This is a genomic window from Streptomyces sp. NPDC087310, from assembly GCF_044744405.1.
Lineage (GTDB): Bacteria > Actinomycetota > Actinomycetes > Streptomycetales > Streptomycetaceae > Streptomyces.
In genome coordinates, this window is record NZ_JBIUYF010000005.1 from 277,660 (window position 1) to 303,691 (window position 26,032).

Here is a 26,032-nt window from a genome sequence, read left to right on the forward strand (position 1 = left end):
GGTCCTGGAATGCTGGAGCAACCATAGGCGCAGGGGTTCCGCGCCCCCGACGCGGTGTCATGTAGTGCGACTGATCCGACGATCACAAAATGATCACACAGAGATTGACACATGGATTCCTCGACGAATTCACCACGCTTCGCCCTTGTCGTACCGCCCCGTACGCCTGACGCACCCCTCGACCGCGATGGAAATCACATCAACGCTCGTACTGGCGATCGAAAGCGTCAAGAAAACGTTAAAGATTAGGTAAGGTAACGAAGTACCGGCTCCCGGAGGAACGATCCGGCGTGCGCGAGGGGAAGGATCGGCCGCTGTCTGTTCACCATCTCAATGAACTGCTGCTCATCAGCTCGCTCGTGCTGCTGATCGCGGTCGCCGCCGTCCGGATCTCGTCCCGGAGCGGCCTCCCCAGCCTGCTGCTGTACCTGGGGATCGGTGTCGTCATAGGCCAGGACGGCCTCTTCCACGTGAAGTTCGACAACGTCGAACTGACCCAGGTGATCGGCTACGCGGCACTGGTGGTGATCCTGGCCGAGGGCGGCCTGGGCACCAAGTGGAAGGAAGTGAAACCGGCGCTGCCCGTCGCCGCCGCTCTGTCGACGGTGGGGGTCGCGGTGAGCGTCGGCGTCACGGCGTCCGCCGCGCACTATCTGATCGGCCTGGACTGGCGGCAGGCGCTGATCATCGGGGCCGTCGTCTCCTCGACGGACGCGGCGGCGGTCTTCTCCGTGCTGCGCAGGGTGCCGCTGCCGTCCCGGGTCACCGGGGCGCTGGAGGCCGAGTCCGGGTTCAACGACGCCCCCGTGGTGATCATGGTGGTCGCGCTCGCGGCGGCGGGCCCGGTCGAGCACTGGTACATCCTCGTCGGCGAGATCGTCCTGGAACTGGCGATCGGTGCGGTCATCGGGCTCGCGGTCGGCTGGGCGGGCGCTTTCGGGCTGAAGCACGTGGCGCTGCCGGCCTCCGGTCTCTACCCGATCGCCGTGATGGCGATCGCGGTGTCGGCGTACGCGGTCGGCGCCACGGCGCACGGCAGCGGCTTCCTCGCCGTCTACATCGCCTCCATGATCCTCGGGAACTCCAAACTGCCGCACGCCCCGGCGAACCGCGGCTTCGCGGAGGGGCTGGGCTGGATCGCGCAGATCGGCATGTTCGTCCTGCTCGGCCTGCTGGTGACACCGCACGAACTGGGCGACGACTTCCTGCCCGCCCTGATCGTCGGCCTGGTCCTGACGGTGGTGGCCCGGCCGCTGTCCGTCCTGATCAGCCTGCTGCCCTTCCGGATCCCCTGGCAGGAGCAGGCCCTGATGTCGTGGGCGGGGCTGCGCGGCGCGGTGCCCATCATCCTGGCGACCATCCCGATGGTCTCGCAGGTGCAGGGCAGTCTGCGGATCTTCAACATCGTCTTCATCCTGGTCGTCGTGTACACGCTGGTGCAGGGGCCGACGCTGCCCTGGCTGGCGAAGGCACTGCGGCTCGGGCGCTCCTCCGAGGCCTCCGACCTGGGCATCGAGTCGGCGCCGCTGGAACGGCTGCGCGGTCATCTCCTCTCCGTGGCGATCCCCGCGGGGTCGAAGATGCACGGCGTGGAGGTGGCGGAGCTGCGGCTGCCGCCGGGGTCCGCGGTGACCCTGGTCGTACGGGACGAAAAGAGCTTCGTACCGCTCCCCGCGACCGTGCTGCGCCGCGGCGACGAACTGCTCGTGGTGGCGACGGATCCGGTACGGGACGCGGCGGAGCGGCGGCTGCGGGCGGTCGGACAGGGCGGAAAGCTGGCCGGCTGGCTGGGCACGGGCAACGGCGCCGGCAACGGTGTGGGTACGGGAGCGGGCGCGGGCGGCAAGCTCCCGTGACCGCCCGGTGGACGCGAGGCGCGGGGTGCGAGGTGGGCGCCGTGGGCAAGGTGGGCGCCGGTCAATCGCAGGCGTGCACTCGCCGTGATCGGGCTTTCTCAGGCGTACAGGAACACGTGCCTGTACGATGAAGGCGCAGGTGATCAACTGTTGCGACATCTGACATCTGTGTCTGTCTGATCCATCTGCATCTGTAACGTCTGCATCCAACATCTGCATCTACTGATCGACCAACTCTGCCTGACGCAGTGCTGGCGCGACCGTATGGCGGCCGTGGCTGTCCCCTCAGTGGGCCCTGGTATCTACCGCAGTTCCGCGCAAGAGGACAGCTCTCGGCTGCGCCCGCCCCCGTGATCGACGGAGGCCGTACAGGGGCGCGCTACCAGGCGGCAGAAAGGCATGGGCCGTGTCCCGCAACACGGTCGACACCGGCGCAGGCACCGGCACCGACGCTGTCGAGGCGGAGGCCGCGACGCCCCGCCCGGGCTACGGACGGCTGCTGCGCACCCCCGGTGCCTGGACCTTCCTGATCCCCGGCTTCGCCGCGCGACAGCCCTTCGCGATGCTGACGATCGGCATCGTCCTTCTTGTCCAGCACACCACCGGCTCGTACGGCACCGCCGGTGCCGTCGCCGCGGTCACGGGTGTGTCCATGGCGCTCTTCGCCCCGCAGAGCGGCAAGCTCGCGGACCGGTACGGGCAGCGCGCCGTCCTCGTACCGGGCGTGATGATCCACGCGGCGTCCGTGGCGGCGCTGGTCGCTCTCACGCTGGGGGGCGCTCCGCTCTGGGCGCTGTTCGCCGCGGCCCTCCCGACCGGCGCCTCCGTCCCGCAGATCGGTCCCATGGTCCGCTCGCGCTGGGCAGCGCTGCTGGGCCCCTCCGCCACCGGTTCAGGTTCGGGTTCGGGTTCGGGTTCGGACGCAGACCCGGGTTCGGGGGCCTGGGGCTCTTCGTCCCTGCTGCCGACGGCTGCCGCCTTCGAGTCCGTGACGGACGAACTCACCTTTGTCATCGGCCCCGTGCTGGCGACCGCGCTCTGCGCGGGGATCCATCCTGCCGCCGGACTGATCGCCGAGGCCACCCTCACGCTGGTGGGCGGGCTGCTCTTCGCGGCCCAGCGCGCCACAGAGCCCCGCTCCGACCGGCACGGCGGGGCGGACGGCTCCGCCGTGCCGCGCACGTCCGCACTCTCCGTGCCCGGCGTGCGCGTACTGGCTGTGGCCCTCCTCGGGATCGGTTCGGTCTTCGGCGGGACGCAGGTCTCTCTCACCGCGTTCGCCGAGGAGATCGGCGACCCCGGTGTGAACGGCCTCCTCTACGGGATCTTCGCGGCGGGCAATATGCTCGCCGGCCTTGTCTGCGGCGCCGTGGCCTGGAAGATCGGGCCGCGGCGCAGGCTGCTGGTCGGGTACGCGGCACTGGCTCTGGCCGCCTCCGTGCTCTGGACGGCGCACTCGGTACCTCTGCTCGCCGGCCTCGGGCTGCTGGTCGGCCTCTGCATCGCCCCCTCTCTGATCACGAGCTACACGCTGGTCGAGTCGCTGGTGCCCGCCTCGGCGCGCACCGAGGCCTTCACCTGGCTGACCGGCGCGGTCGCGCTCGGGCAGGCGGCAGCGGTCACCGCCGCCGGACAACTGGCCGACGCCCATGGCGCGAGCGCCGGATTCCTGGTGCCGCTCGTGGGCACGGCGCTGGCCCTGGCCACCCTCGTGGCGCTGCGTTCGCGGCTCGCCCCGAGGGCCTCGGGACGGGTCAGTGCGCGTGGGATGAGTCACCGCACGCCGGTGACAGTGGACTGATCGCTCGGAATACGTCACTATGGAGCGTCGTTAGCACTCATTGAGTGAGAGTGCCAGGAGGAGCAAGTGCCGACCTACCAGTACCAGTGCACCCAGTGTGGCGAGGGCCTCGAGGCGGTGCAGAAGTTCACCGATGATGCCCTCACGGTGTGCCCGAGTTGCGAAGGACGCCTGAAGAAGGTCTTCTCCGCGGTCGGCATCGTCTTCAAGGGCTCCGGGTTCTACCGCAACGACAGCCGCGGCTCGTCGTCGAGCAGCGCGCCCGCGGCGGCGAGCTCCTCGGGGTCCTCCGGGTCCGGCTCTTCGAGTGCGAAGCCGTCCTCGGACTCCAAGGCCGCGGCGTCCTCCTCTTCGGGCTCCGGATCCTCCTCGGGTGGGTCCAGCTCTTCGGGCTCCGGCTCATCGAGCAGCTCCAGCGGCTCGTCGGCCGCCTGATTTTCCTCCTTTCACCGCCAGGGCCCCGCCGTTCCGTACGGTCGGGGTCCTTCGCGTACGGGATCCGCCTCCGTGCACGTACGGGACCTGCCTCCGTTGTCCCGACGGGCCCGTACCAGGTGCGGGTCGACGAGTCCGGCTAGTGTGACCGGATGGCGAATGCAGAGATCGGCGTGATCGGTGGCTCCGGCTTCTACTCCTTTCTGGAGGACGTGACCGAAGTCCAGGTGGAGACCCCGTACGGACCGCCCAGTGACTCTCTCTTCCTCGGCGAGATCGCCGGCCGGAAGGTCGCGTTCCTGCCCCGGCACGGGCGCTCGCACGACCTCCCTCCTCACCGCATCAACTACCGCGCCAACCTGTGGGCCCTGCGCTCCGTCGGCGTGAGGCAGGTCCTGGGGCCGTGCGCGGTGGGCGGACTGCGGCCGGAGTTCGGCCCGGGCACACTGCTCGTACCCGATCAACTGGTGGACCGTACGAAGGCCCGTACCCAGACGTACTACGACGGGCTGCCGCTGCCGGACGGCAGCGCCTCCAAAGTCGTCCATGTCTCGCTCGCCGATCCGTACTGTCCCGAAGGGCGCAGGACGACTCTGGCGGCGGCGCGGGGGCGCGACTGGGAGCCGGTGGACGGCGGAACGCTCGTCGTCATCGAAGGCCCGCGCTTCTCCACCCGGGCGGAGTCGCGCTGGCATGCGGCGATGGGCTGGTCGGTCGTCGGGATGACCGGTCACCCCGAGGCCGTGCTCGCTCGTGAACTGGGTCTCTGCTACACCTCCATGACGCTCGTGACGGACCTGGACGCGGGGGCCGAGGCCGGTGAGGGGGTCTCCCACGAAGAGGTCCTCAAGGTCTTCGCCTCCAATGTGGACCGGCTGCGCACCGTGCTTTTCGACGCCGTGGCCGGACTGCCGTCGAACGAGACACGTGACTGTCTGTGCGCGCACGCGCTGGACGGGATGGACACCGGGATTCAACTGCCCTGATCCCGCTGTGCCTTGATTCCCGCCGTGCCTTGATCTCGGATTGCCCTGCCCCCGCTCGGACCATGCGCGGGAGCGGGGAAATTCGCCGGGCGGAGCCCTGAACCACCCTTGCGGGTGAGGGAGTTATCCACAATCGGGAACTGATCCACAGGCCGCAGCAGGATCTCGCCGGGCGGTGCATCGTGAGGAGCGATCGCAGAACTTCTCACGTCAGGCGGTGTTCGCCATGTCCCGTTCGTTCGCGCATGATCCCTCCCGCGCGCCCGTGCCTCCCCCGTCCCCGCTCTCGTCGTTCGCCCCGCTTCCCCCTTTTCTTCCGTCCGGTGCCGCGCCCGAGCCGCGCGACGTGCCGCCCTTCGCCCCGCTGCGCGTGGGTGGATCGCGGCAGCGGCTGCGCAGGGCGCTGATGAAACGGCGGCGGGCGACGGCGGCCGGTCTGGCCGTGACGGCCGCCGCGCTGGCCGCCGCCGGAGCGGGTGGCGCGGCCGGCGGGACCGCGGGCGCCGATGCCCGTGCGGAGGCCGCCGCCGGCGCCCTGGCGTCCTCGCCGGCGCCCCGGCGGCAACGGGCCCCTCGGCCGGTGAGGATGGTGTCCGCGCCCGTGCGTATCGCCGACGCGGCGACGGTCCGGCTGCTGCGCCGGGGGGACCGCGTCGATGTGATCGCGTCCGCGCCACCGCCACCGGGGTCGGCGGGGATCGGGGAGGGCGGGCCCGAGGCTCGTGTGGTGGCTGTGGGCGCCCGGGTCGCCGATGTCCCCAAGGCGCCGGAGATCTCGTCGGACGGCGGGGCGCTGATCGTGCTGTCCGTGCCGCGCGCCACCGCCACGGCTTTGGTCGGCGCGAGCGCCACCTCTCGGCTGGCGGTGACGCTGTGCTGATCCGTGCGGTGTGGAGTCGGGTGGTACGGACTCGGGTGGTGCGGAGCGTCACGACGCGGGTGCGGCCGGTTGCGGAGCGGCTCTTCCGGGCCGGGGCGAAGCTGCTCAGCGCTGTGCGGACTCGTACTGGCGAGCTGCTACGTCGCCTGATCGCGTGTGCGGATTGGACAGCGCGGGCACGCGCTGCCGTAGGTTGCGGGACAGATTGTCACCCCTACAGCACATGTGAAGAAAGGCTCACTCGTGAGCGAGAAGAAGGAGAGCGTTCTCGAAGGCTTCAAAGCCTTCCTGATGCGCGGCAACGTGATCGACCTCGCGGTGGCGGTGGTGATCGGGGCGGCGTTCACCAACGTGGTGACCGCGGTCGTCAAGGGCGTCATCAACCCGGTGGTTGGCGCGTTCGGCACGCAGGATCTGAACAAGTACAGCTCGTGCCTCAGGTCGCCGTGCGAGACGAACGCCGCCGGCGAGGTCGTCAATGGCATTCCGATCATGTGGGGAACGGTGCTGAGCGCGGTTCTCACGTTCCTGATCACGGCAGCCGTCGTGTACTTCCTGATGGTGCTGCCGATGGCCAAGTACCTCGCCCGGCGCGCCAGGCAGCAGGCCGCCAAGGAAGAGGTCCAGGAGGTCATGGAGGTCAGCGAGCTGGAGGTGCTCAAGGAGATCAGGGACACCCTGGTCGCGCAGCGCGGCTCGGGGCAGAACGGCCGGGGGCAGAGCACGCCTTAGCGGCGGGCCGTGGTGGAGCGGCGCCCCGCCCGGGGCGCTCGGCTCAGATGTGGTGGGGCGGCTTCTCGTCGAGGAAGCGGGCGAGATCGGCCGCGCTGTCACCGCTCCCGGCGGCGCGCTCCCCCCAGCCGTCGTCGGTGTCGTCCGAGGACTGCTGGTCCAGCGGATCGTCGAAGACCAGCGCGGCGGGCGGGCGCGGCGTCCCGGTCGGCCGCCGGGGCTCCGAGGTCTGCTCCGCGGGGGCCGGCTCGGGAGTGGGGGCGGTGCTCATACCCCAAGGGTACGGGGGCGTGTACGGAGCCGGGACGTGCGTGGACGAACGGTGGACGGCGCCCGCGCCCGGGATCGGCCGACGCGCGCGCGGCCCGCCTCCCGCCCCACCGTCGCCTCCGCCGTCCCCACGCTCCGCCCTCCTCCGCCGGTTCTCCGGCGTCCAGCGCCTCACTGTCCGAGGCACGTGGTACGCATTGGGTTCATGGCATCGAATGACGCACTCACCGACGTGGCGGGCCTCCGGGTAGGGCACGCCCAGGTGGCCGGGGATCGCGCGCTCACCGGCACCACCGTCGTACTCGCCCCGGAGGGCGGGGTGGTCACCGCCGTGGACATACGGGGCGGCGGGCCGGCCACGAAGGAGACCGACGCACTCGACCCACGCAATATCGTCCAGCGCACGGAGGCCGTCGTGCTGACGGGCGGCAGCGCGTACGGGCTCGACTCGGCGTCCGGCGTGATGGCGTGGCTGGAGGAGCGCGGGCGCGGCATACGGGTCGGCCCCGACCCGGGTCAGGTGGTGCCCGTCGTCCCGGCGGCGGGCATCTTCGACCTGGGACGCGGCGGCGACTGGCGGATCCGGCCGGACGCGGCGACGGGGCGTGCGGCGGTGGAGGCGGCGGCAGCGTCGGAGGGCGGTGCGCCGGTCGCGGAGGGCTGTGTGGGCGCGGGGGTCGGCGCCCTCGCCGGACAGCTCAAGGGCGGCGTGGGGACGGCGAGTACGGTGCTGGAATCCGGAATCACCGTCGCCGCGCTGGTCGTGGCCAACGCGGCGGGCTCCGTGGTCGATCCGCTGACCGGCGTGCTGTACGGGCGTTACTTCAGCGGTCGTACGGAGTACCCGTCGTCTGAGGTACACCAGGCCGCGCAACGGCGACTGGCCGAGTTGAGCGAGCGGAACGGCCCCGCTCCGCTCAACACCACCCTGGCGGTCGTCGCCACCGACGCCGAACTGTCCCGTGCCCAGGCGCAGAAGCTCGCGGGGACGGCGCACGACGGCATCGCGCGCGCCGTCCGCCCCGTGCATCTACTCAATGACGGGGACACGGTTTTCGCGCTGGCGACGGGAGTTCAGCCGTTGTCCGAGGGGAATTCGCTCGCCCTCAACGCGATACTGGAAGCGGGTGCTGATGTGGTGACCAGGGCGATCGTCTCGGCCGTACGTGCGGCGGAGGGGGTCGACAGTCCTGGCGGGACGTTCCCTTCGTACCGTGAGCTGTACGGGCTCGACTGAGGGGAGTGTCCGGCGAGTTGGCAAGAGGCGCGCGGGAACTTCACGTACGCCCCCTTCGTTTTCCCAAACTTAGGACGCGATGTCAGCCCTAGGCACTACGTTATGCAATCACCAAGTGACATGTGGCGACGGCCTGGAGACCCATCTTGAACGATCCCTACGAGACAACCGAGACGCACCTCGAGCGACTCCTGGGTCGGGCACTCAACTCCTTCGACCTGCCTGACGCATTGGTCGATCGACTCGACCGTGCGCTGGCGCACGCCAGCTCGCTGTGTTCCGCGCACCACAGTGCGGGGCTGCATCGCGAGACGTACCGGCACACCTATCTGCTCGACGACGGCAGCGCGTTCAGCCTGTGGGAGCTGGTGCACAACACCGGCCGGGACGGCGCGCGGCTGCACGAGCTGTACGGGGACGAATCCGAGGCCCAGCTCGCGGCGGCACGCCTGTGCCGGCCGGGCAGCCCGGAGGCGCCGCGGCTTTCATCGGCCGATCCGGACCGGCAGGACGGCGAGGCGTACTGGGGAGAACGAGGATGCCTGGACGACGATCTCCGTGAGGAGGACCCTCGACATCGCGAGACGGCCCTGGACGACCTCGCGACCGATCTGCTCGCGGAGCTGGAGTCGGAGCGCACGGCCGAGATCGACGCTCATCTCGCGTTGATCCGCGGTTTGCGTGCGCTGCCCGCTCCGGCGCCCACGCCGCGGCACCGGCTCTACTCGCCCGACAACTCCCCGGACCACGCCCGCAGGGTGCTGCGCCGGGCGGAGAACGCGGACTGCCCGGGTGAGGAGACCAAGCTGCTGCTGAAGACGGCGTTCGCGCATCACATCACGCAGGTCTTCGGCCGGCAGTGCCAGGTCGAGGGCAAGGACGCGGGGTTCATGCTCTACGAGCACGCGTTCCTGCTGATCGACGGCACCGAGACGAGCCTGTGGGAGGTGGAGCACACGGCGACGCCGGACGGTCGGCACATGTGTGAGGTGTACGAGGCCGAACAGACGGCGCGCGAAGCCATGGAGCTTCGCGCGCGGGTCCTGTGAGGGCCGGCCGGGGCTGAGGGAACCGGACCGGGAAGGAAGGGGCGTACGGCCCGCCAGGGGTGGGACGGACCGTACGACCTGCCGGGAGGGCGCCGGGGTGGGGCGGCGTGGGGCTCAGACGCTCGCCGGCACCTTGGCTTCCGCTGCGGCTCCGCCCGCGCCGGTGGCTCCGGCCTCGGCGGCCTGCTCCGGGCGGCCGGTCTTCCGGGCTCCCTTGAGCAGGATGACCAGTCCGGCGGTGACGGCCGTACCCGCCGCGATCGCGATCAGGTAGAGGAACGGGTTGCCGATCAGCGGGATCACGAAGATGCCGCCGTGCGGGGCCCGCAGCGTGCACTCGAAGAGCATCGAGAGCGCGCCGGTCACCGCGCCGCCCGCCATCGCGGACGGGATCACCCGCAGCGGGTCGGCCGCGGCGAACGGGATCGCGCCCTCGGTGATGAAGGAGGCGCCGAGCACCCAGGCGGCCTTGCCGTTCTCGCGTTCGGTACGGGTGAACAGCTTGCCTCGTACTGTCGTGGCGAGCGCCATGGCCAGCGGCGGGACCATGCCCGCCGCCATCACGGCGGCCATGACCTTCAGGCTGCCCTCGTTGGGGTTGGCGAGACCGCCGACGGCGAAGGCGTAGGCGACCTTGTTCAGCGGGCCTCCGAGGTCGAAGCACATCATCAGACCGAGGATGACGCCCAGGATGACCGCGTTGGCCCCGGAGAGGCCGGACAGCCAGTCGGACAGGGCCTCCTGGAGCGAGGCGATCGGTTTGCCGACCACCAGGAACATCAGGAATCCGACAACCGCGGAGGCGACCAGGGGGATCACGACGACCGGCATGATGCCGCGCAGCGCGGCGGGCACCTTGACCCGCTGGATCGCCATCACCACGCCACCGGCGATCAGACCGGCGGCGAGGCCGCCGAGGAAGCCGGCGTTGATGGTGAGGGCGATGGAGCCGCCCACGAAGCCGGGTACGAGACCGGGGCGGTCGGCCATCCCGTACGCGATGTAGCCCGCGAGGACGGGCACCAGGAAGCCGAAGGCCAGGCCGCCGATCTGGAAGAGCAGAGCGGCCCAGCTCATGCTCTCCGTCCAGACGAAGTGTTCGGCGACGGAGGGAGCCTTGTCGACGGTGTAGCCACCGATGGCGAAGCCGAGGGCGATGAGGAGTCCACCCGCCGCGACGAACGGGACCATGTAGCTGACGCCGGACATCAGCCACTTGCGCAGCTTGGTGCCGTAGCCCTCGCCGGGCTCTCCCGCGTCGTCCACGGGCGAGCTGTGGGCGCCCGCGCCGGTGACCTCGCCGCGCTCGGCCTTGCCGCGCACCTCGGCGATCAGTTCGGCGGGACGGTTGATGCCGGCCTTCACGCCGACGTCGACCGTCGGCTTCCCGGCGAAGCGTTCCTTCTCCCGTACGGGCACGTCGTGCGCGAAGATCACGCCGTCGGCGGCGGCGATGACGGCCGGGTCGAGCCGGCTGAAGCCGGAGGAGCCCTGCGGTTCGACGACGAGCTCGACGCCTGCGTGCTGTCCGGCCTGCTCCAGGGCCTCGGCGGCCATGTAGGTGTGCGCGATGCCGGTGGGGCAGGAGGTGACGGCGACGATCCGGAAGACCTGGTCCTCGGTGGCGCCGGCGACCGGTGTCTCCGCGGCCGGTGCCTCCGCGGCCGGTGCCTCTGTGACCGGTGCCTCTGTGACCGGAGCCTCTGCCGGTGCCTTCGCCGTCGGTGCTTCTGCCGGTGCCTTCTCCTGGGAGGTCCCCGCGGGCTCCGCGGGCTCGTCCGAGGTCTTGGACGGTTCGGCCGCCGCCGGGGCGGTCGCCGTGGGTTCCGTGGTCGTGGGCTCCTCGCCGCGGATCAGGGCGGCCGTCGCCGAGGCGTCCGTGGCCGAGCGGAGCGCCGTGGTGAAGTCCTCGTTCATCAGGCGGCGGGCCAGGGCGGAGAGGATCGTGAGGTGCGCGTCGTCGGCGCCGGCCGGGGCCGCGATCAGGAAGATCAGGTCGGCGGGCCCGTCGGGGGCGCCGAAGTCGATGCCCCGCGCCGAGCGGCCGAAGGCCAGGGTCGGTTCACCGACGTGCGCGCTGCGGCAGTGCGGGATGCCGATGCCGCCGTCGAGCCCGGTCGGCATCTGCGCCTCGCGCGCGGCCACGTCGGCCAGGAAGCCGTCCAGGTCGGTGACCCGGCCCAGGGCCACCATTCGCTCGGCCAGCGAGCGGGCCGCTGCTTCCTTTGTCTCGGCGGCCAGGTCGAGGTCGACCAGGTCCGCGGTGATCATGTCGCTCATCGCGGGCTCCTTTGCTCGCTTATCGCGCGGTTCGGGTCCAGAAGGGGAAGAGGAAGGGGAACGGGGAAGAACAAGGAGGTCATGAGGCGGGCTCCCTGAGCAGGCGGTCCAGCGGGATGTCGGCGGTCACCGTGACCGCCGCCGGGTCCAGGTCCCCGGGCGCCGGCATCACGCTGCCCGGGAGCTGCACCGCCGCCGCGCCGTGCGCGACGGCCGACGCGAGCGCCTCCGGGCCCTCGCCGCCCGCCGCCAGGAACCCGGCGAGCGAGGCGTCGCCCGCACCGACGTTACTGCGGACCGTGGTGACCGTGGCGGAGCCGAAGTACGTACCCGTCTCCGCGACCAGGAGCTGGCCGTCCGCGCCGAGGCTGGCGAGGACGGAGGCCGCACCGTACGTGCGCAGCTCCTCCGCCGCCTTGACGGCGTCGCCGACGGTGGTGAGGGGGCGGCCGACGGCCTGGGCCAGTTCTTCGGCGTTCGGCTTGACGACGTCCGGCCGCTCGCGCAGGGCGGCCAGCAGCGAGGGGCCCGAGGTGTCGAGGGCGATCCTCGCCCCGGCGTGGTGGGCGCCGGCGACCAGTTCGGCGTACCACTCGGGGGCCAGTCCGCGCGGGAGGCTGCCGCAGCAGGCGATCCAGGCGGCGGAGGCGGAGTGGGTGCGGATCTGGGTGCGCACCGCGGCGAGCAGCGACTCCGACTCGGCCGCGGTCAGCTCCGGGCCCGGCGCGTTGATCTTGGTCAGCGTGCCGTCGGGCTCCGCGAGCGCGATGTTGGACCGGGTCGCCCCCGCGACCGGCACCGGCGCGACCTCTATCCCCTGCCCGGCCAGCAGCTCGGCGACCAGCGCCCCCGGGGCGCCCCCGAGGGGCAGCACGGCGACCGTACGGCGGCCGGCCGCCGCGACGGCGCGGGAGACGTTGACGCCCTTGCCGCCGGGGTCCATGCGTTCGGCCGTGGCCCGCAGCACCTCGCCTCGGTCGAGGGCCGGGACCTCGTACGTACGGTCCAGGCTCGGGTTGGGGGTGACGGTGAGAATCATGCGGCGCTCCTAAACACACAGCACTTCGGTGCCCGCGGCCTCGACCGCCGCGACATCCGAAGGGCTGAGCCCGCTGTCGGTGATGAGCAGATCGACATCGGCGAGCGTGCCGAAGCGCGCGAAGTGCTCCTGGCCGTGCTTCGCCGAGTCGGCGAGCAGCACCACGCGCCGTGCCGCGCCGACGAGAGCGCGCTTCACCGCGGCTTCGGCGAGGTCGGGGGTGGTGAGCCCGCCTTCGGGGGAGAAACCGTTGGTGCCGAGGAAGACGACATCGGCGCTGATCTCCCCGTACGCCCGCAGCGCCCAGGCGTCGACGGCGGCGCGCGTACGGTTGCGGACCCGCCCGCCGACCAGGTGGAGGTCGATCCCCGGGTGGTCGGCGAGGCGGGCGGCGACGGGGAGGGAGTGGGTCACGACGGTGAGCCCGCACTCCAGCGGCAGCTCCGCCACGAGCCGCGCGACGGTCGAACCGGCGTCCAGGATCACGCTGCCGTCCCGCGGCAGCTCCGCGAGCGCCGCGTGCGCGATGCGGTCCTTCTCGTCGGCGGCGGTGGACTCACGCTCGGCCAGGTCGGGCTCGAAGTCCATCCGCCCGGCCGGTATGGCCCCGCCGTGCACGCGGCGGACGAGGCCGGCCCGGTCGAGGGCCTTCAGATCACGCCGTACGGTCTCCGCGGTGACCTGGAACTGCTCGGCGAGCGACAGCACATCGACACGTCCGCCCTCACGGGCCAGGCGCAGGATCTCCTGCTGACGCTCCGGTGCGTACATGTGGGTTTACGTCCGTTCAGTGCCCGAACCTGTGGTTTCGGCGACACGCTACGCCCGCATTTCCAGAAAGTAAACAGATTCGGGCGAACTGCGGACACGATCGGTCATCCCTCTTCGGTCCGCGCCTTGGCCGGGAGCGCGAACATCATGGTGAAGATGGCCGCGAGCACGGCCGCCACCCACCACAGGGCGTGCTGGAAGCCGTCGGCGAAGGCCACGCGCATCGCGTTCGCCGGCCGGTCGTCGACCACTCCGAAGAAGACCACCGACACCAGTCCGAGCCCGAGCGCGTTGCCCATCTGCTGCGTGGTGTTGATCAGGCCCGACGCCGAGCCGGAGTGTTCGCGCGGGACGCCCGAGAGCACCGCGTCCGTCAGCGGGGCCACGATCAGGCCCATGCCCGCACCCATGACCAGCAGGGGCGGCGCCATCTGCCAGGGGGTGATCTCCAGGCCGTACCGCCCGGCCGCGCCGATGTAGAGCAGCAGCCCGGCGATCATCGTCAGCGCGCCCGTCTGGAGGACCTTGCGGCCGAAGCGCGGGACCAGTTTCTGTACGGAGAGACCGGCCGCGACCGATACGGCGAGCGAGAACGGCACCCCCGTGAGCCCCGCGCGCAACGGGCTCCAGCCGAGGCCGATCTGCATGTACAGCGTCCAGACCAGGAAGAAGATGCCCAGCGCGACGCCGAAGGCGAGCTGGACGGCGACGCCGGCGGCGAAGCTCCTGACCCGGAACAGCGACAGCTCGATCAGCGGTGAGCCGTCCTTGCGCGCCTTCCTCCGCTCGTACGCCACCAGCACCGCCAGGACGACGAGGCTGCCGGCCATGCAGAGGTGACCCCACAGCGGCCAGCCCAGTTCGCGCCCGCGGGTGAGGGGGTAGACCAGCATCAGCAGCGCGCCCGTCACCAGCACCACGCCCACCAGGTCGAGCCGGAGCGCCTTGGGCGCCTTGGACTCGACGATGAACCTGCGGCCGAGCAGCACCCCCGCCACGCCGACCGGCAGGTTGATGAGGAAGATCGGGCGCCATTCGAGGCCGAAGAGGTTCCACTGGGTGAGCAGCGCGCCGAGCAGCGGGCCCGACACGGCTCCGAGACCGACGATCGCGCCGAACAGCCCGAAGACCTTGCCGCGTTCGTGGGCGGGGAAGGTGACATGGATGATCGACAGCACCTGAGGCACCATCATGGCGGCCATCGCGCCCTGGAGCAGCCGCGAACCGACCAGCATCTCGGGGCCGGTGGCGAAGCCGCAGAGCGCGGAGGCGACCGTGAAGCCGGTGATACCGATCAGGAAGAGCCGCTTGCGGCCGTATATGTCACCGAGACGGCCGCCGGTGATCAGTCCGGCCGCGAAGGCGAGTGCGTATCCGGCGGTGATCCACTGGATCGCCCCGAAGGTGGCGCCGAGGTCCCGTTCGATGCTCGGGATCGCGATGTTGACGATGGTGACATCGACCAGGTCCATGAAGGCGGCCGTCATGACCACGGCCAGGGCCAGCCAGCGGCGGCGGTCGCCGCCCTCCGGGACCCGCCCCGAGGACGTTTCGGGGACACCGGGGACACCAGGAACACCGGGGACACCAGGGACATCGGGATCGTCTGGGGCAGCGGCCGGGGACGGGGCCGGCGAAGAGGTGGTGGGTGAGCTCATGGGGCACAAGCTAGGAAGCATCTAGGTCCGCCCATGTCCTAGATGCCGCGCACCATGGACGCATGACCGACACCCCGGCACGGCTCCTGAGGCTGCTCTCCCTCCTCCAGACCCCGCGCGAGTGGCCGGGCAGCGAGCTGGCCCAGCGACTCGACGTCAGCGCGCGCACCATCCGCCGCGACATCGACCGGCTGCGCGCCCTCGGATACCCCGTGGAGGCCACGATGGGGGCGATCGGGGGCTACCGGCTGGTCGCCGGTACGGCCATGCCCCCGCTGCTCCTGGACGACGAGGAGGCCGTGGCCATCGCCGTCGGGCTGCGGGCCGGGGCGGGCCACGCCGTCGAGGGCATCGACGAGGCGTCCGTACGCGCCCTGGCCAAGCTGGAGCAGGTGCTGCCGTCCCGGCTCAGGCACCGCGTCTCCACCCTCCAGACGGCGACGACGCCGCTCACCCGCGGGGACGGCGCGACCATCGATCCCCACACCCTCACGGTCATGGCCGGCGCCGTCGCGGGCACGGAGCGGCTGCGCTTCGGCTACCGCTCCGGCGACGGTACGGAGACGAGGCGGCAGGTCGAGCCGTACCGGCTCGTCTCGACCGGCAGCCGCTGGTATCTCGTGGCGTACGACCTGGAGCGCGACGACTGGCGTACGTTCCGGGTCGACCGGGTCAGCGAGCCCTTCCCGACCGGCGCCCGGTTCGCACCGCGCGAGCTGCCCACGGGGAACGCGGACGCGGCGCAGTTCCTGAGCCGGTCCATGTCACGGCTGCAACCCCGGATGGACGTGGACGTCACCTTCCGGGCGCCCGCGGAGTTCGTGGTGGCCCGGCTGCCGCCGTATCTGTCCGCGCCCACGCCCACCGGGCCGGACTCCTGCCGGCTGCGCACGACCGTGACCGACTCGCTGGAGTGGTTCGCGCTGCGCCTGGCTCTGGTGGACTGCGAGTTCACCGCGCACGCCCCGGCACAGCTCACGGGGTACCTCTACGAGCTGGGGGCGAGACTGACCCGCGCCGCCGCACCGACCGGGTAGCGGGAGACGCGGAGAGGAACGGAGGGAAGGGCGGGAGGACAGAGGGGAGCCCCGGCACCTGGGGGGGGTTGGTGCCGGGGCTCGTCTCTGGGGGCCGACGGATCAGCCGTCCCGTACCGCTCGGAGAGACAGTACGAGTAAGGGGGACACTACGGCCACAGAACGGTGACGTCACGCCGCCGCGTCGAAGCCGGTGTCCCGAGCCATCTTTTTCAGCTCCAGCAGCGCGTGCTTCTCGATCTGGCGAATCCGCTCCCGCGTCAGGCCGTGCTGCTTGCCGACCTCGGTCAGCGTGCGCTCGCGGCCGTCGTCGATGCCGTACCGCATCTTGATGATCGACGCCGTGCGCTGGTCGAGCTTGCTGATCAGGTCCTCCAGCTCCTCGCTGCGCAGCAGCGTGAGCACGGACTGCTCGGGCGAGACCGCGGAGGTGTCCTCCAGCAGGTCGCCGAACTGGGTGTCCCCGTCGTCGTCGACCGACATGTTCAGGCTGACCGGGTCACGGGCCCAGTCCAGGACGTCGATGACGCGCGCCGGGTTCGAGTCCAGCTCCGCGGCGACCTCCGTGGGCTCCGGATCGCGGCCGTGCTCGCGGTTGAACTCGCGCTGTACGCGGCGGATCCTGCCCAGCTCCTCCACCAGGTGGACGGGGAGCCTGATCGTGCGCGACTGGTCGGCTATGGAGCGCGTGATGGCCTGGCGGATCCACCATGTCGCGTACGTCGAGAACTTGAAGCCCTTGGCGTAGTCGAACTTCTCCACCGCGCGGACCAGTCCCGCGTTGCCCTCCTGGATGAGGTCCAGCAGGGGCAGGCCGCTGCGCGGGTAACGGCGCGCGACGGCCACCACGAGGCGGAGGTTCGAGCGTATGAAGACGTCCTTCGCGCGTTCGCTCTCGGCGACCAGCGCCTCCAGCTCCTCGCGCGAAGCGCCGCGCGCCTCGCTCTCCACCTCTCCGTCGAGGATCTGCCGGGCGTAGACCCCGGCCTCGATGGTCTGGGACAGCTCGACTTCCTTCGCTGCGTCGAGCAGCGGCGTACGAGCGATCTCGTCGAGGTACATGCCGACCAGGTCGCGGTCGGCGATCTCCCCGCCTACGGCGCGAACACTGCTTGCCGCTTTCGCCCCGCCGGAGGCGGAACGACGGGCGACGGCACGGGTTGCCATGCGAGCTCCCTTACTGAACTGAGTAGGTCGCGACACCCTTCCGGGTGCCCTGCATCCGTTGGAAACAACGACTGGAATCCGGACAGAATTCCCATGGCGTGCATAGATTTTGTGATCATGCAGTATCCTGTGCCGCCGACCGAGTGACCCGCGCCTTCTGTCGAACGCAGAACCGCAGGTCAGGACAGTTGCCGAGGCGGATGCCGACCGCGCTCCCCGAGGAGCGCGACCGGCGACTTCAGCAGCTCCGGTCACTTCTTGAAGACGATTCGCATGCGGCTTTGGTTGCTCAGGGCGTCCCCGGACGCCCTCCGGACACCCCCGGACGGCCTCCGCGCCCTCGCGACCGTCCGCATGGACGCCCGTACGTCCGCGCCTTCCCCGCCCCTCCCCCGGCATTCCCCGGCCCGGCCGAAGATCCTCAGCCGAACTGGATCGACCGCTTCGCCAGGCCCAGCCAGAAGCCGTCGATGACGCTCCTGCCGGTGCCCAGCTCGTCCTCCGCGGCGCCGAGCGTCACGAACAGCGGGGCGAAGTGTTCGGTGCGGGGGTGGGCCAGACGGCCGGACGGGGCCTTGTGCTCGAAGTCGAGCAGGGCGTCGACGTCCTGCGCCTGGAGCGCCCGCGTGCCCCAGTCGTCGAACTCCGCCGACCAGCCGGGCACGCCGCCGCCCGGGTGGCGCAGCGCGGCGAGGTTGTGGGTGAAGAAGCCGCTGCCGACGATCAGGACGCCCTCGTCCCGCAGCGGGGCCAGCTTGCGCCCGATCTCCAGCAGCTTGCGCGGGTCGAGCGTCGGCAGGGAGATCTGGAGCACGGGGACGTCCGCCTCGGGGTACATCTCGACCAGCGGTACGTACGCCCCGTGGTCCAGCCCGCGGTCCGGCACGTCCTGTACGGGGGTGCCGGCGCCGCGCAGCAGTTTCCGTACGGAGTCGGCGAGCCCGGGCGCGCCCGGGGCGTCGTAGCGCACCTGGTAGTAGTGCTCGGGGAAGCCCCAGAAGTCGTACACGAGCGGTACGGAGCCGGTCGCGCCCAGCGCCAGCGGGGCCTCCTCCCAGTGCGCCGAGACCATCAGGACGGCCTTGGGGCGGGGCAGCGTCGCCGACCAGGCCGCCAGCTCCCCGGGCCAGACCGGGTCGTCGGCCAGGGGCGGGGCCCCATGGGAGAGGTAGAGGGCGGGCATGCGCTCGGCAACGGCGTTCATGGTGACTCCCGGGGTCATCCGTGTCGACGTCCACGCGTCCCCCACCCGGACGTCTACTTGAAAGCTCAAGCATTCATTGCTTATCAGCTTAACCAGATCTAGTTTAATTTTCAAGAATGGGTAGAGTGGAGTACATGACCATGGCATCTACCGGCAGCGGCGCCGGCCCAGGCGAGGACACCAGCGGAGAACCCGAGGCCCGGGCGGAGGAAACGCGCTGGCTGAGCGACGAGGAGCAGCGCGTCTGGATGACGTACCTCCAGGCGACGACCCTGCTGGAGGACCACCTCGACCGTCAGCTCCAGCGTGACGCGGGGATGCCGCACATCTACTACGGGCTTCTCGTCAAACTCTCGTGGGCGCCGCGCCGCCGGCTGCGGATGACGCAGCTCGCCATGGAAGCCAAGATCACCCGCTCGCGGCTCTCCCACGCGATCGCGCGGCTGGAGGAGAACGGCTGGGTCCAGCGTGAGGAGTGTCCCTCCGACAAGCGGGGACAGAACGCGTTCCTGACGGACCAGGGCTTCAGGATGTTGCAGCGGTCGGCGCCCGGCCATGTCGCCGCGGTACGCCAGGCGATCTTCGACCGGCTCACCCCGGAGCAGGTCGGTCAGCTCGGCGAGATCATGCGGGTGATGGCGGAGGGGCTGCAGCCCGAGGGGACGGGCGCGGATCTGCCCTGGCGCCGCTGACTCCGAGGATCCGGGGAGTCGGCGGCGCCAGGGCAGGCCGTGGGGCGGCGTAACCGGCTGGCCGCGGGGGCGGCCGTAACCGGCAGGCCGCGGGGGCGGCCGTTTCGCCTTTCGCTTCCGGCGGGGGCGGGCCGACGGGGGCGCGTCGGCGAGCGTGTGCCGGCGGGTGCGTGTCAGCGAGCGCGGGCCGACGGGCGCCTGTCAGCGGGCGAGCGCCTGCGCGTGCGCGACGGTCAGTGCATCGCGACCGGGAGCTGCACCTCGTCCGCCGCCGCGCCCTTCTCGCCGTCCGCGCCGGAAGCGCCCGTGGAGGAGCCGGGGCGGCCGGTGTTGATGAAGGTGATCGCGATCGTCGCCGCAATGGCGAGGATGCCGACCGCCCACCAGATGGCGCTGGAGAACCCGGCCACCAGGGCACGCATCTGGAGGAGCCGCTCGTCGCCCGCGGTGGCCGCGTGCGTGGCGAGGTACGAGGTCGTGGCCGAGGCCGCGATCGTGTTCAGCAGGGCGGTACCGATCGCGCCGCCCACCTGCTGCGAGGTGTTGACCATCGCCGAGGCGACGCCCGCGTCCCGCGGCTCGATGCCGAACGTCGCGAGCGACATGGCCGGCATGAAGGCCGTACCCATACCGAGGCCCAGCAGGAGCTGGCCCGGCAGGATCACACCTGTGTACGAGGAGCCGAGGTCGAGCCGGGTCAGCAGCAGCATGCCGACGGCCGCGACGAGGAAGCCGGGGCCCATCAGGTAGCGCGGCGGGACCCGGGTCATCAGCCGGGCGCCGATCTGGGTCGAGCCCGTGATCATGCCCGCGATCATCGGGAGGAAGGCGAAGCCCGTCTTGACCGGCGAGTACCCCTGCACGACCTGGAGGTAGTACGTCAGGAAGAGGAACAGGCCGAACATCGCGATGATGGCCAGGCCCAGCGAGAGGTAGACGCCGGCGCGGTTGCGGTTGGTCACCACGCGCAGCGGCAGCAGCGGGGCCTTGACCTTCGACTCGACGACCGTGAAGAGGAAGAGCAGCGCCACGGCCGCCACGAAGAGCGTGATGGTGACGGGGTCGCTCCAGCCGTCGGACTCGGCGCGCGTGAAGCCGTACACCAGCGAGACCAGGCCCAGCGTGGAGAGGACGACGCCGGGGATGTCGAGCGCGGAGCGGTTACGGCCGGAGGCGGGCTCGCGGATCACGAAGTACGCGCCGAGCGCGGCCACGATCGCGAAGGGGATGTTGACGAAGAACGTCCACCTCCAGTCCAGGTATTCGGTGAGGAACCCACCGAGGATCAGACCCACGGCGCCACCGCCACCGGCGATCGCACCGAAGATGCCGAACGCCTTCGCGCGCTCCTTGGCGTCGCTGAAGGTCACCGCGAGCAGCGAGAGCGCGGCGGGCGCGAGCAGCGCGCCGAAGGCGCCCTGGAGCGCGCGGGCGCCGAGCAGCATCGCCTCGCCGGTCGCGGCGCCGCCGATGGCGGACGCGGCGGCGAAGCCGATCAGGCCGGTGACGAAGGTGCGCTTACGGCCCCACAGGTCGGCGATGCGTCCGCCGAAGAGCAGCAGACCGCCGAAGGCGAGGGCGTAGGCGGTGATGACCCACTGCTTGTTGCCGTCGGATATCCCCAGGTCCTGCTGGGCGGAGGGCAGTGCGATGTTCACGATGGTCGCGTCGAGCACGACCATGAGCTGGGCCAGGGCGATGAAGACGAGCGCTTTCCAGCGGCCCGGGTCGGGGGCGGACAGGGCGCCCGGGTCGGGGAGCCGCTTTTCGGCTGTTTTTGACATGGAGGTATCCACCTAAGGGTGCAGAAAGGGCGAAACGTACGTAAGTACAGGCGACGCTGCGGGACTTACGAAGTCATGGCGGGCTGATGGCGACGGCGTGAAGCCGTCAAGGGCAGCGCGTGGCCTTCTGGCGGGCCTGCGCTGGGACGTGTAGGGAGACGCGTGACTGAGACGTGTGACTGACGCGTGCGAGTCAGGCGTGCGAGTCAGGCGTGTGGCGGGACGGTCGGTGAGACGTGTGAGTGAGACGTGTCAGGGGCGCGTCACGGAGCGGCGCGGCGCAGATCCTCCAGGGTCGCGGCCGAGCCGGGCAGTTCGGACCGGGCGGGGGCCTCCAGGCCGTCCAGGAAGAGCTGGAGGTTCCGGTGCACGAACCGGTCCATCGTGAGGCAGCCGCTGTCGGGCAGCGGCCGGGTGAGCTGGGAGAGCGCGATCATGAGGTCGCCGGCCTCGACATCGGGACGGAGCCGTCCCGCCTGCCGTGCCCGCTCCATCAGCCCTTCGACGGCGCCTTCGAGGCGGCGCCGTTCGGCGTCCAGGTCGGGACGCCTCCTGTCGAACGCCTCGGAGAGCATCGGGCAGAGCGCCCCGATCCGTTCGTCGGCCGCGGTGTGGGCGAAGCGCCGCAGCGCGGTGAACGCGTCGGGCTCCTCGGCGTCGATCCGCTCCGCCTGGTCCGCGACGCGGGCCATGACCGAGCGGACGACCTCGTGCGCGAGAGCGTGCCGGTCGGGGAAGTGCCGGTAGAGCGTGGCGTTGCCGATTCCGGCCCGGCGGGCGATCTCGTCGAGCGGCGCCTCGGAGCCGTGCTCCACGTACATCTCACGGGCCGCCGTCACGATCCGCTCCCGGTTGCGCAGCGCGTCCGCGCGCGGCCGGGGGACGCGGCGGGCCGCCGGTCCGACGGCCGCGGCAGCAGCGACGGCAGCCTCGATGGCGGCGGCGGTGGCGGTCACGTCGGTTCCCTTCCCAGCTTTCGGTTCTTCGGTCTGCGTGGTCCCCGGCGCCCGGGGACGTAGATGCAAACGGGGAACTTGTCCCCGGTTATTTCGGCCACTCGTGTGACCTGAATCACGTACCCCTGTTGACGGCTTTTGCCCCGATCGGCGCACCCAGCGAGCGCCGACACGCCGACCGGCGGAGGGTGATCGAACGGAGGACAGCCGGGACGGCAGGCTGCCGAGACCGAAGGCGACCGTATGCAGCAGAGGCGTCTCATACCCATCACCGGCTCCCGCCGTCTCTGCGCCCTCGCCGGCCTCGCGGCGCTCACCCTCGCCGCCCTGACCAGCGCGAGCGGCACCCTCCCCGCCCCCAACCGGGCCTCGTCGGGGCCCGGCGCGGTCAAGGACACGGGCCGCGGCCCGTGCCGTATCTCCGCCGCCACGGCCGTGCAGATGTCGGAGGGGCTGCCCACCCCGCCCGGCTACTCCCGCTCGACCGGCAGGATCCGCGCCCTCAACCTGATGGTCGACTTCTCGGACGCGCCGGGCCCGGGGAAGGCGCTCGACCGGCTCGCCGAGTTCTTCCCGAAGACGTCGGAGTGGTTCAGGACCAGTTCGTACGGGCGCCTGGAGTACCGTCCCGAGGCGCCGATCAAGAACTGGCTGCGGATGCCGCTGCCGTTCGCGGAGTACGGGATAGCGCGCGGCGCGCCGTACGAACCCGGCTACCGGCGGCTCGTCGACGACATCGTGGCCGCCGCCGACCCGCGGGTGGACTTCGCCGCGTACGACCTGGTCAACATCCTGGTGACGCCCAACGCCGGCCCCTCGGCCCTGGACACCGTCCTGTCCGTCACCTTCTCCGGCAACGCGGACGCCCCGCAGGCGGACGGTGTCCCGCTCGCCAACACGTCCTTCGTCTACAGCCGCCAGGACGACGGCTCCGGCTCGTACGGCGACACCGGCTACCGGGTCCTGCCGCACGAGAACGGCCATGTCTTCGGCCTCCCCGACCTCTACACGGTGGACGGCGGCGGCTCGGTCGGGCACTGGGACATCATGTCCGAGGACTGGGGCGCCAACAACGACCTGCTGGGCTGGCACAAGTGGAAGCTCGGCTGGCTCGACGACGAGCAGATCGGCTGCGCCTCGGGGCAGGGCACCAGCGACTTCCTGCTCGGTCCGCTCGCGACGTCGGGCGGTCCCAAGATGGCCTTCGTGCCGGTCTCCCCGGAGTCGGGGTACGCGGTGGAGGTACGGACGCGGGCCGGCAACGACGAGGCGGTCTGCGAACCGGGCGTGCTGGTCTACCGCGTGGACGCCGCCGTGGACACCGGGCGGGGCCCGGTCACCATCGCGGACAGCAAGGAGAACAGCGGCGGCTGTACGCGCCGCCCGAACGTCCACGCGGAGCTGTCGGACGCGCCGTACCGGCCGGGGCAGTCCTTCGTGGACCGCGACAACCGCATCCGGATCTCGGTGGTGTCGCAGGAGCCGGACGACCACTTCAAGGTGCGGGTGACCCGGTCCTGACGCGCCCGTCGCGGAGGGTCGCGGTGATGCCGGTGGCGAACCAGCCGAACCAGCCGTCCCGCGCATGAGCCTCGTCCGCCGGGTTCTCGACTGCCAGGGCCTCGTCCGTTGGGTTCTCGCCCCAGTAGCCGCGTACGAGGGACTGGCCGCGCAGCCACAACTCCCCCGCCCCGTCGACCCGTACCTCCGTGACGGGGGTGGGGCGGCCCCCGGCGAGCACGGCGCCGCAGGTCTCCGTCAGGCCGAAGGTGTCACCGGACAAGGTGTCACCGGAACCGGAGCCGGAGCCAAGGCCGGAACCGGAGATTTCGCTTCCGTCGTCGCTCCGCGGTCCGTCCGTGACGCGGAGCGCGCCGCCCGCCGCCATCGCCGCGTACACGCGCGTGAGCGCCTCGACGCGGGAGAAGGGGTACGTCAGCGGCGTGACCGGGACGGGGCCCAGGCCCGGGATCTCCCCGCGGTCCAGGGCGGCGACGGTGGCGAGGAAGCGCGCGTTCATCGCGGCTCCGGCCTGCGCGAGTTGCGTGGCGACGGCGCCCCGGAGCCGGCCGGAGGGCCCCGGTACGTAGCTGATCGTGGCGTCGTCCTCGGCCCGCACCTCGACATCGGGCGGGGCGGTGTACCGATCGGCGGCGGGCAGGTCCTCGTACCGCTCGGTCCCCGCCTCCACCGCTCCCCCGTGGTCGCGGACGACGGTCCGTACGGCCCCCGCCCCCTGGCGCGCCGCCCAGCGCCGCACGCGCGGCAGCCGCTCGCCGTCCACGAGGAGCACGCGCGGTGCGCAGTCGTCCAGCGCGTACGTGATCTCGTCCTCGGCCCAGGCGGCGTCGAGCGGTACGGCGACGAGCCCGGCCAACTGGGCGGCCCAGAAGGCGGTCTGCCACTCGGGGCGGTCGCCCATCGCGAGGGCGGCGCGGTCGCCGGGGCGCAGCCCGTACGCGTCCACGAAGTGGTTGGCCAGGGCGGTGGCGGCGGCGAAGAACTCCCCGTACGTGTATGCGGATTCGGCGCCCAGCCCGGTGCCCAGCCCGGCGCCCAGCAGGAACGGCCGGTCGCCGTAGGCCCAGGTCGCCTCGACGAACTCGCGCAGGGTGCGCGGCCCGTCCGCGTACACGAGCGAGCCGTTCTCCGTCCGTACGGTGGCGAAGGGCGCCCCGGGCGCGGACAGCGCGGCGACGGCCCGGTCGGTGCGGTCGGCGTGCGGCATGGTCATCCCCCTGGGCGGTCGCTCGGTACCCTACGCCGGGGCCGCGTGATCGACGCGCCTGATCGGTGGGAGAAGAAGCAGTGGCTGTGGAATTCGGCGAGGGCGCCCATGCCGCGCAGCGGTGGTCGGCGCGGGTCTCGCTGGCCGCCTCCGGTGCGGCCGTACTGCTGCCGCTGGGGTACGCGGGAGCCGCCGCCAGCCTGCTGCTGATCGGGGCCATCCTCGCGGGGACCGCGCTCACCGCCGCGGCCGTCTGGTGGGTCCTGACCCGTCGTGGGGCCGCCCGGGTGGGGGCGGCGGTGCTGTCCGTGGCGACGCCGTTCACCGTCATCGCGGTCTTCGCGGCGGCCAACCTGCTCTGGCTGGTCCTGGTCTGTGCCGCGCTGTGGGCGGTGGCCGTCTGGACGGGCCGTACCGCGCTCAGCAGTACGGGCGCCACGCGCACCACCGCCATGCGGGAACACGAGACGCCGCCGCCCCTGCGCCCGTTCCTCATCATGAATCCGCGCTCCGGCGGCGGGAAGGTCGGCAGGTTCGGGCTGCGGGAGAAGGCGGAGCGGCTCGGCGCACAGGTCGTACTGCTCGATCCGGACCACCCGCAGGACGTCGCCGCCCTCGCTCGTCGGGCCGCCGACGACGGGGCCGATCTGCTGGGTGTGGCGGGCGGCGACGGGACACAGGCGCTCGTCGCGGCGGTGGCGGCGGAGCGGGGGCTTCCGTTCCTGGTGATCTCCTCCGGGACCCGTAACCACTTCGCGATGGACCTCGGGCTCGACCGGGAGAACCCGTCGGCCTGCCTGGACGCGCTGACCGACGGCGTGGAACTCCATGTCGACCTCGGCTTCGCGGGCGGGCACCCCTTCGTCAACAACGCGTCCTTCGGGGCGTACGCGGCGGTCGTGCAGAGCCCCGCCTACCGCGACGACAAGGTACGCACCACGCTCGACCTGCTGCCCGAACTGCTGACGCACGAGCGCGGCCCGCTGCTGACCGTCACGGCCGCCTCTGCCGACGGCGGCACCGGCGGGGCGCCCGTCACCGTCACCGGCCCGCAGGCCCTGCTGGTGAGCAACAACCCGTACCGCACGGAGGATCCGGCCGGTCTGGGCCGGCGCGAACGGCTGGACGCGGGGGTGCTCGGGGTCCTCGGCGTACGGGTCGACAGCGCGGCGGAGGCCGCCGGGCTGCTGCGCGGCCGGCAGTCGGCCGGGCTCACGGTTCTGACGGCCCACCAGGTGACGGTGGACGCCGACCGGGCGGAGATAGAGGTCGGCGTCGACGGGGAGGCGCTGGTCCTGCCCGCGCCCGTACGGTGCCGCATCGAGCCCGGCGCCCTGCGCGTACGGGTCCCCAGGAACCGGCCCGGCGTCCCGCCGGTGCAGCCGCCCCTGGACCGGCGGCGGCTGCGCAAGCTGGCCGCGGCGGTCGGCCGTACGGCGGTCGCACGGCGGGAGCGGCCCGCCGCCTGAG

Annotated in this window: 22 protein-coding genes; 12 read left to right on the forward strand and 10 right to left on the reverse strand. The window is 71.5% G+C overall.

Features of this window, described 5'->3' with window-relative positions:
* The first annotated feature begins 290 nt into the window (after nucleotides 1-290).
* The 6 genes from ACIO3P_RS20485 (at nucleotide 291) to mscL (ending at nucleotide 6,690) form a co-directional block, all read left to right on the forward strand.
* Complete coding sequence (locus tag ACIO3P_RS20485; RefSeq protein ID WP_329822309.1) at nucleotides 291-1,856, forward strand: potassium/proton antiporter; 1,566 nt, start codon at nucleotides 291-293, stop codon at nucleotides 1,854-1,856.
* A 406-nt stretch (nucleotides 1,857-2,262) separates the two neighbouring features.
* Nucleotides 2,263-3,657: an MFS transporter gene (locus ACIO3P_RS20490; protein WP_401852816.1), complete on the forward strand. Its 1,395-nt coding sequence runs from the start codon at nucleotides 2,263-2,265 to the stop codon at nucleotides 3,655-3,657.
* 66 nt (nucleotides 3,658-3,723) lie between these two features.
* The gene (locus tag ACIO3P_RS20495; RefSeq protein WP_401852819.1) at nucleotides 3,724-4,092 is read left to right on the forward strand and encodes an FmdB family zinc ribbon protein; all 369 of its coding nucleotides are present in this window, start codon (nucleotides 3,724-3,726) and stop codon (nucleotides 4,090-4,092) included.
* 152 nt (nucleotides 4,093-4,244) lie between these two features.
* Nucleotides 4,245-5,078 (forward strand): S-methyl-5'-thioadenosine phosphorylase, encoded by an 834-nt coding sequence (locus ACIO3P_RS20500; protein WP_401795379.1) that lies wholly within the window; start codon nucleotides 4,245-4,247, stop codon nucleotides 5,076-5,078.
* Nucleotides 5,079-5,304: 226 nt separating this feature from the next.
* Complete coding sequence (locus ACIO3P_RS20505; RefSeq protein ID WP_401852822.1) at nucleotides 5,305-5,958, forward strand: hypothetical protein; 654 nt, start codon at nucleotides 5,305-5,307, stop codon at nucleotides 5,956-5,958.
* A gap of 243 nt (nucleotides 5,959-6,201) precedes the next feature.
* Nucleotides 6,202-6,690 carry a large conductance mechanosensitive channel protein MscL gene (gene mscL, locus ACIO3P_RS20510; RefSeq protein ID WP_401852825.1) on the forward strand — a complete coding sequence of 163 codons (489 nt, stop codon included), beginning with the start codon at nucleotides 6,202-6,204 and terminating at the stop codon, nucleotides 6,688-6,690.
* Between the two features lie 43 nt (nucleotides 6,691-6,733).
* Here mscL and ACIO3P_RS20515 read toward each other — a convergent pair whose 3' ends face one another.
* Nucleotides 6,734-6,961, reverse strand: coding sequence for a hypothetical protein (locus tag ACIO3P_RS20515; protein ID WP_401852828.1), 228 nt, complete (start codon nucleotides 6,959-6,961; stop codon nucleotides 6,734-6,736).
* A 204-nt stretch (nucleotides 6,962-7,165) separates the two neighbouring features.
* On the opposite strand from ACIO3P_RS20515, the gene ACIO3P_RS20520 reads away from it, so the two are divergent.
* Complete coding sequence (locus ACIO3P_RS20520; protein ID WP_329822303.1) at nucleotides 7,166-8,197, forward strand: P1 family peptidase; 1,032 nt, start codon at nucleotides 7,166-7,168, stop codon at nucleotides 8,195-8,197.
* Between the two features lie 191 nt (nucleotides 8,198-8,388).
* Complete coding sequence (locus tag ACIO3P_RS20525) at nucleotides 8,389-9,246, forward strand: DUF6227 family protein (RefSeq protein WP_401795792.1); 858 nt, start codon at nucleotides 8,389-8,391, stop codon at nucleotides 9,244-9,246.
* Between the two features lie 114 nt (nucleotides 9,247-9,360).
* Here the strand turns inward: ACIO3P_RS20525 and ACIO3P_RS20530 are convergent, their stop codons facing one another.
* The 4 genes from ACIO3P_RS20530 to ACIO3P_RS20545 all read right to left on the reverse strand — a co-directional run bounded on the left by ACIO3P_RS20530 (nucleotide 9,361) and on the right by ACIO3P_RS20545 (nucleotide 14,994).
* Nucleotides 9,361-11,526 (reverse strand): fructose-specific PTS transporter subunit EIIC, encoded by a 2,166-nt coding sequence (locus tag ACIO3P_RS20530; protein WP_401852831.1) that lies wholly within the window; start codon nucleotides 11,524-11,526, stop codon nucleotides 9,361-9,363.
* Between the two features lie 79 nt (nucleotides 11,527-11,605).
* The gene (gene pfkB, locus ACIO3P_RS20535; protein ID WP_401852834.1) at nucleotides 11,606-12,565 is read right to left on the reverse strand and encodes a 1-phosphofructokinase; all 960 of its coding nucleotides are present in this window, start codon (nucleotides 12,563-12,565) and stop codon (nucleotides 11,606-11,608) included.
* 9 nt (nucleotides 12,566-12,574) lie between these two features.
* Nucleotides 12,575-13,336: a DeoR/GlpR family DNA-binding transcription regulator gene (locus ACIO3P_RS20540; RefSeq protein WP_329822299.1), complete on the reverse strand. Its 762-nt coding sequence runs from the start codon at nucleotides 13,334-13,336 to the stop codon at nucleotides 12,575-12,577.
* A gap of 104 nt (nucleotides 13,337-13,440) precedes the next feature.
* Entirely contained in the window at nucleotides 13,441-14,994 is a 1,554-nt protein-coding gene (locus tag ACIO3P_RS20545; RefSeq protein ID WP_329822298.1) for an MFS transporter, read from the reverse strand.
* Between the two features lie 62 nt (nucleotides 14,995-15,056).
* Between ACIO3P_RS20545 and ACIO3P_RS20550 the strand changes: the two genes are divergently transcribed.
* Nucleotides 15,057-16,031 carry a transcriptional regulator gene (locus ACIO3P_RS20550; protein ID WP_329822297.1) on the forward strand — a complete coding sequence of 325 codons (975 nt, stop codon included), beginning with the start codon at nucleotides 15,057-15,059 and terminating at the stop codon, nucleotides 16,029-16,031.
* A 171-nt stretch (nucleotides 16,032-16,202) separates the two neighbouring features.
* Here ACIO3P_RS20550 and ACIO3P_RS20555 read toward each other — a convergent pair whose 3' ends face one another.
* Entirely contained in the window at nucleotides 16,203-17,198 is a 996-nt protein-coding gene (locus tag ACIO3P_RS20555) for a sigma-70 family RNA polymerase sigma factor (protein WP_329822296.1), read from the reverse strand.
* A 421-nt stretch (nucleotides 17,199-17,619) separates the two neighbouring features.
* The gene (locus ACIO3P_RS20560; protein ID WP_401852836.1) at nucleotides 17,620-18,402 is read right to left on the reverse strand and encodes a dioxygenase; all 783 of its coding nucleotides are present in this window, start codon (nucleotides 18,400-18,402) and stop codon (nucleotides 17,620-17,622) included.
* Nucleotides 18,403-18,527: 125 nt separating this feature from the next.
* On the opposite strand from ACIO3P_RS20560, the gene ACIO3P_RS20565 reads away from it, so the two are divergent.
* On the forward strand, nucleotides 18,528-19,094 hold the full coding sequence (locus tag ACIO3P_RS20565; protein WP_401795360.1) for a MarR family winged helix-turn-helix transcriptional regulator: 567 nt from the start codon (nucleotides 18,528-18,530) through the stop codon (nucleotides 19,092-19,094).
* A gap of 233 nt (nucleotides 19,095-19,327) precedes the next feature.
* Here ACIO3P_RS20565 and ACIO3P_RS20570 read toward each other — a convergent pair whose 3' ends face one another.
* Nucleotides 19,328-20,878: an MFS transporter gene (locus tag ACIO3P_RS20570; RefSeq protein ID WP_329822294.1), complete on the reverse strand. Its 1,551-nt coding sequence runs from the start codon at nucleotides 20,876-20,878 to the stop codon at nucleotides 19,328-19,330.
* 263 nt (nucleotides 20,879-21,141) lie between these two features.
* Nucleotides 21,142-21,813 (reverse strand): TetR/AcrR family transcriptional regulator, encoded by a 672-nt coding sequence (locus ACIO3P_RS20575; protein WP_401853248.1) that lies wholly within the window; start codon nucleotides 21,811-21,813, stop codon nucleotides 21,142-21,144.
* Between the two features lie 264 nt (nucleotides 21,814-22,077).
* Here ACIO3P_RS20575 and ACIO3P_RS20580 point away from each other — a divergent pair, with 264 nt between their 5' ends.
* Nucleotides 22,078-23,355 carry a M6 family metalloprotease domain-containing protein gene (locus tag ACIO3P_RS20580; protein ID WP_401852839.1) on the forward strand — a complete coding sequence of 426 codons (1,278 nt, stop codon included), beginning with the start codon at nucleotides 22,078-22,080 and terminating at the stop codon, nucleotides 23,353-23,355.
* Here ACIO3P_RS20580 and ACIO3P_RS20585 read toward each other — a convergent pair.
* Complete coding sequence (locus tag ACIO3P_RS20585; protein ID WP_401852842.1) at nucleotides 23,330-24,562, reverse strand: AMP-binding protein; 1,233 nt, start codon at nucleotides 24,560-24,562, stop codon at nucleotides 23,330-23,332. The two genes, ACIO3P_RS20580 and ACIO3P_RS20585, sit on opposite strands and share 26 nt — an antisense overlap.
* Nucleotides 24,563-24,642: 80 nt before the next feature.
* On the opposite strand from ACIO3P_RS20585, the gene ACIO3P_RS20590 reads away from it, so the two are divergent.
* Nucleotides 24,643-26,031 (forward strand): diacylglycerol kinase family protein, encoded by a 1,389-nt coding sequence (locus tag ACIO3P_RS20590; protein ID WP_329822292.1) that lies wholly within the window; start codon nucleotides 24,643-24,645, stop codon nucleotides 26,029-26,031.
* Nucleotide 26,032: the final 1 nt, after the last annotated feature.

Coding starts and splice junctions, on each gene's coding strand:
- ACIO3P_RS20570 (WP_329822294.1), bottom strand. CDS start 20,878: ATGTCAAAAACAGCCGAAAAGCGGCTCCCCGACCCGGGCGCCCTGTCC.
- ACIO3P_RS20500 (WP_401795379.1), top strand. CDS start 4,245: ATGGCGAATGCAGAGATCGGCGTGATCGGTGGCTCCGGCTTCTACTCC.
- ACIO3P_RS20585 (WP_401852842.1), bottom strand. CDS start 24,562: ATGCCGCACGCCGACCGCACCGACCGGGCCGTCGCCGCGCTGTCCGCG.
- ACIO3P_RS20560 (WP_401852836.1), bottom strand. CDS start 18,402: ATGAACGCCGTTGCCGAGCGCATGCCCGCCCTCTACCTCTCCCATGGG.
- ACIO3P_RS20515 (WP_401852828.1), bottom strand. CDS start 6,961: ATGAGCACCGCCCCCACTCCCGAGCCGGCCCCCGCGGAGCAGACCTCG.
- ACIO3P_RS20540 (WP_329822299.1), bottom strand. CDS start 13,336: ATGTACGCACCGGAGCGTCAGCAGGAGATCCTGCGCCTGGCCCGTGAG.
- ACIO3P_RS20520 (WP_329822303.1), top strand. CDS start 7,166: ATGGCATCGAATGACGCACTCACCGACGTGGCGGGCCTCCGGGTAGGG.
- ACIO3P_RS20505 (WP_401852822.1), top strand. CDS start 5,305: ATGTCCCGTTCGTTCGCGCATGATCCCTCCCGCGCGCCCGTGCCTCCC.
- ACIO3P_RS20555 (WP_329822296.1), bottom strand. CDS start 17,198: ATGGCAACCCGTGCCGTCGCCCGTCGTTCCGCCTCCGGCGGGGCGAAA.
- ACIO3P_RS20550 (WP_329822297.1), top strand. CDS start 15,057: ATGACCGACACCCCGGCACGGCTCCTGAGGCTGCTCTCCCTCCTCCAG.
- ACIO3P_RS20545 (WP_329822298.1), bottom strand. CDS start 14,994: ATGAGCTCACCCACCACCTCTTCGCCGGCCCCGTCCCCGGCCGCTGCC.
- ACIO3P_RS20530 (WP_401852831.1), bottom strand. CDS start 11,526: ATGAGCGACATGATCACCGCGGACCTGGTCGACCTCGACCTGGCCGCC.
- pfkB (WP_401852834.1), bottom strand. CDS start 12,565: ATGATTCTCACCGTCACCCCCAACCCGAGCCTGGACCGTACGTACGAG.
- ACIO3P_RS20580 (WP_401852839.1), top strand. CDS start 22,078: ATGCAGCAGAGGCGTCTCATACCCATCACCGGCTCCCGCCGTCTCTGC.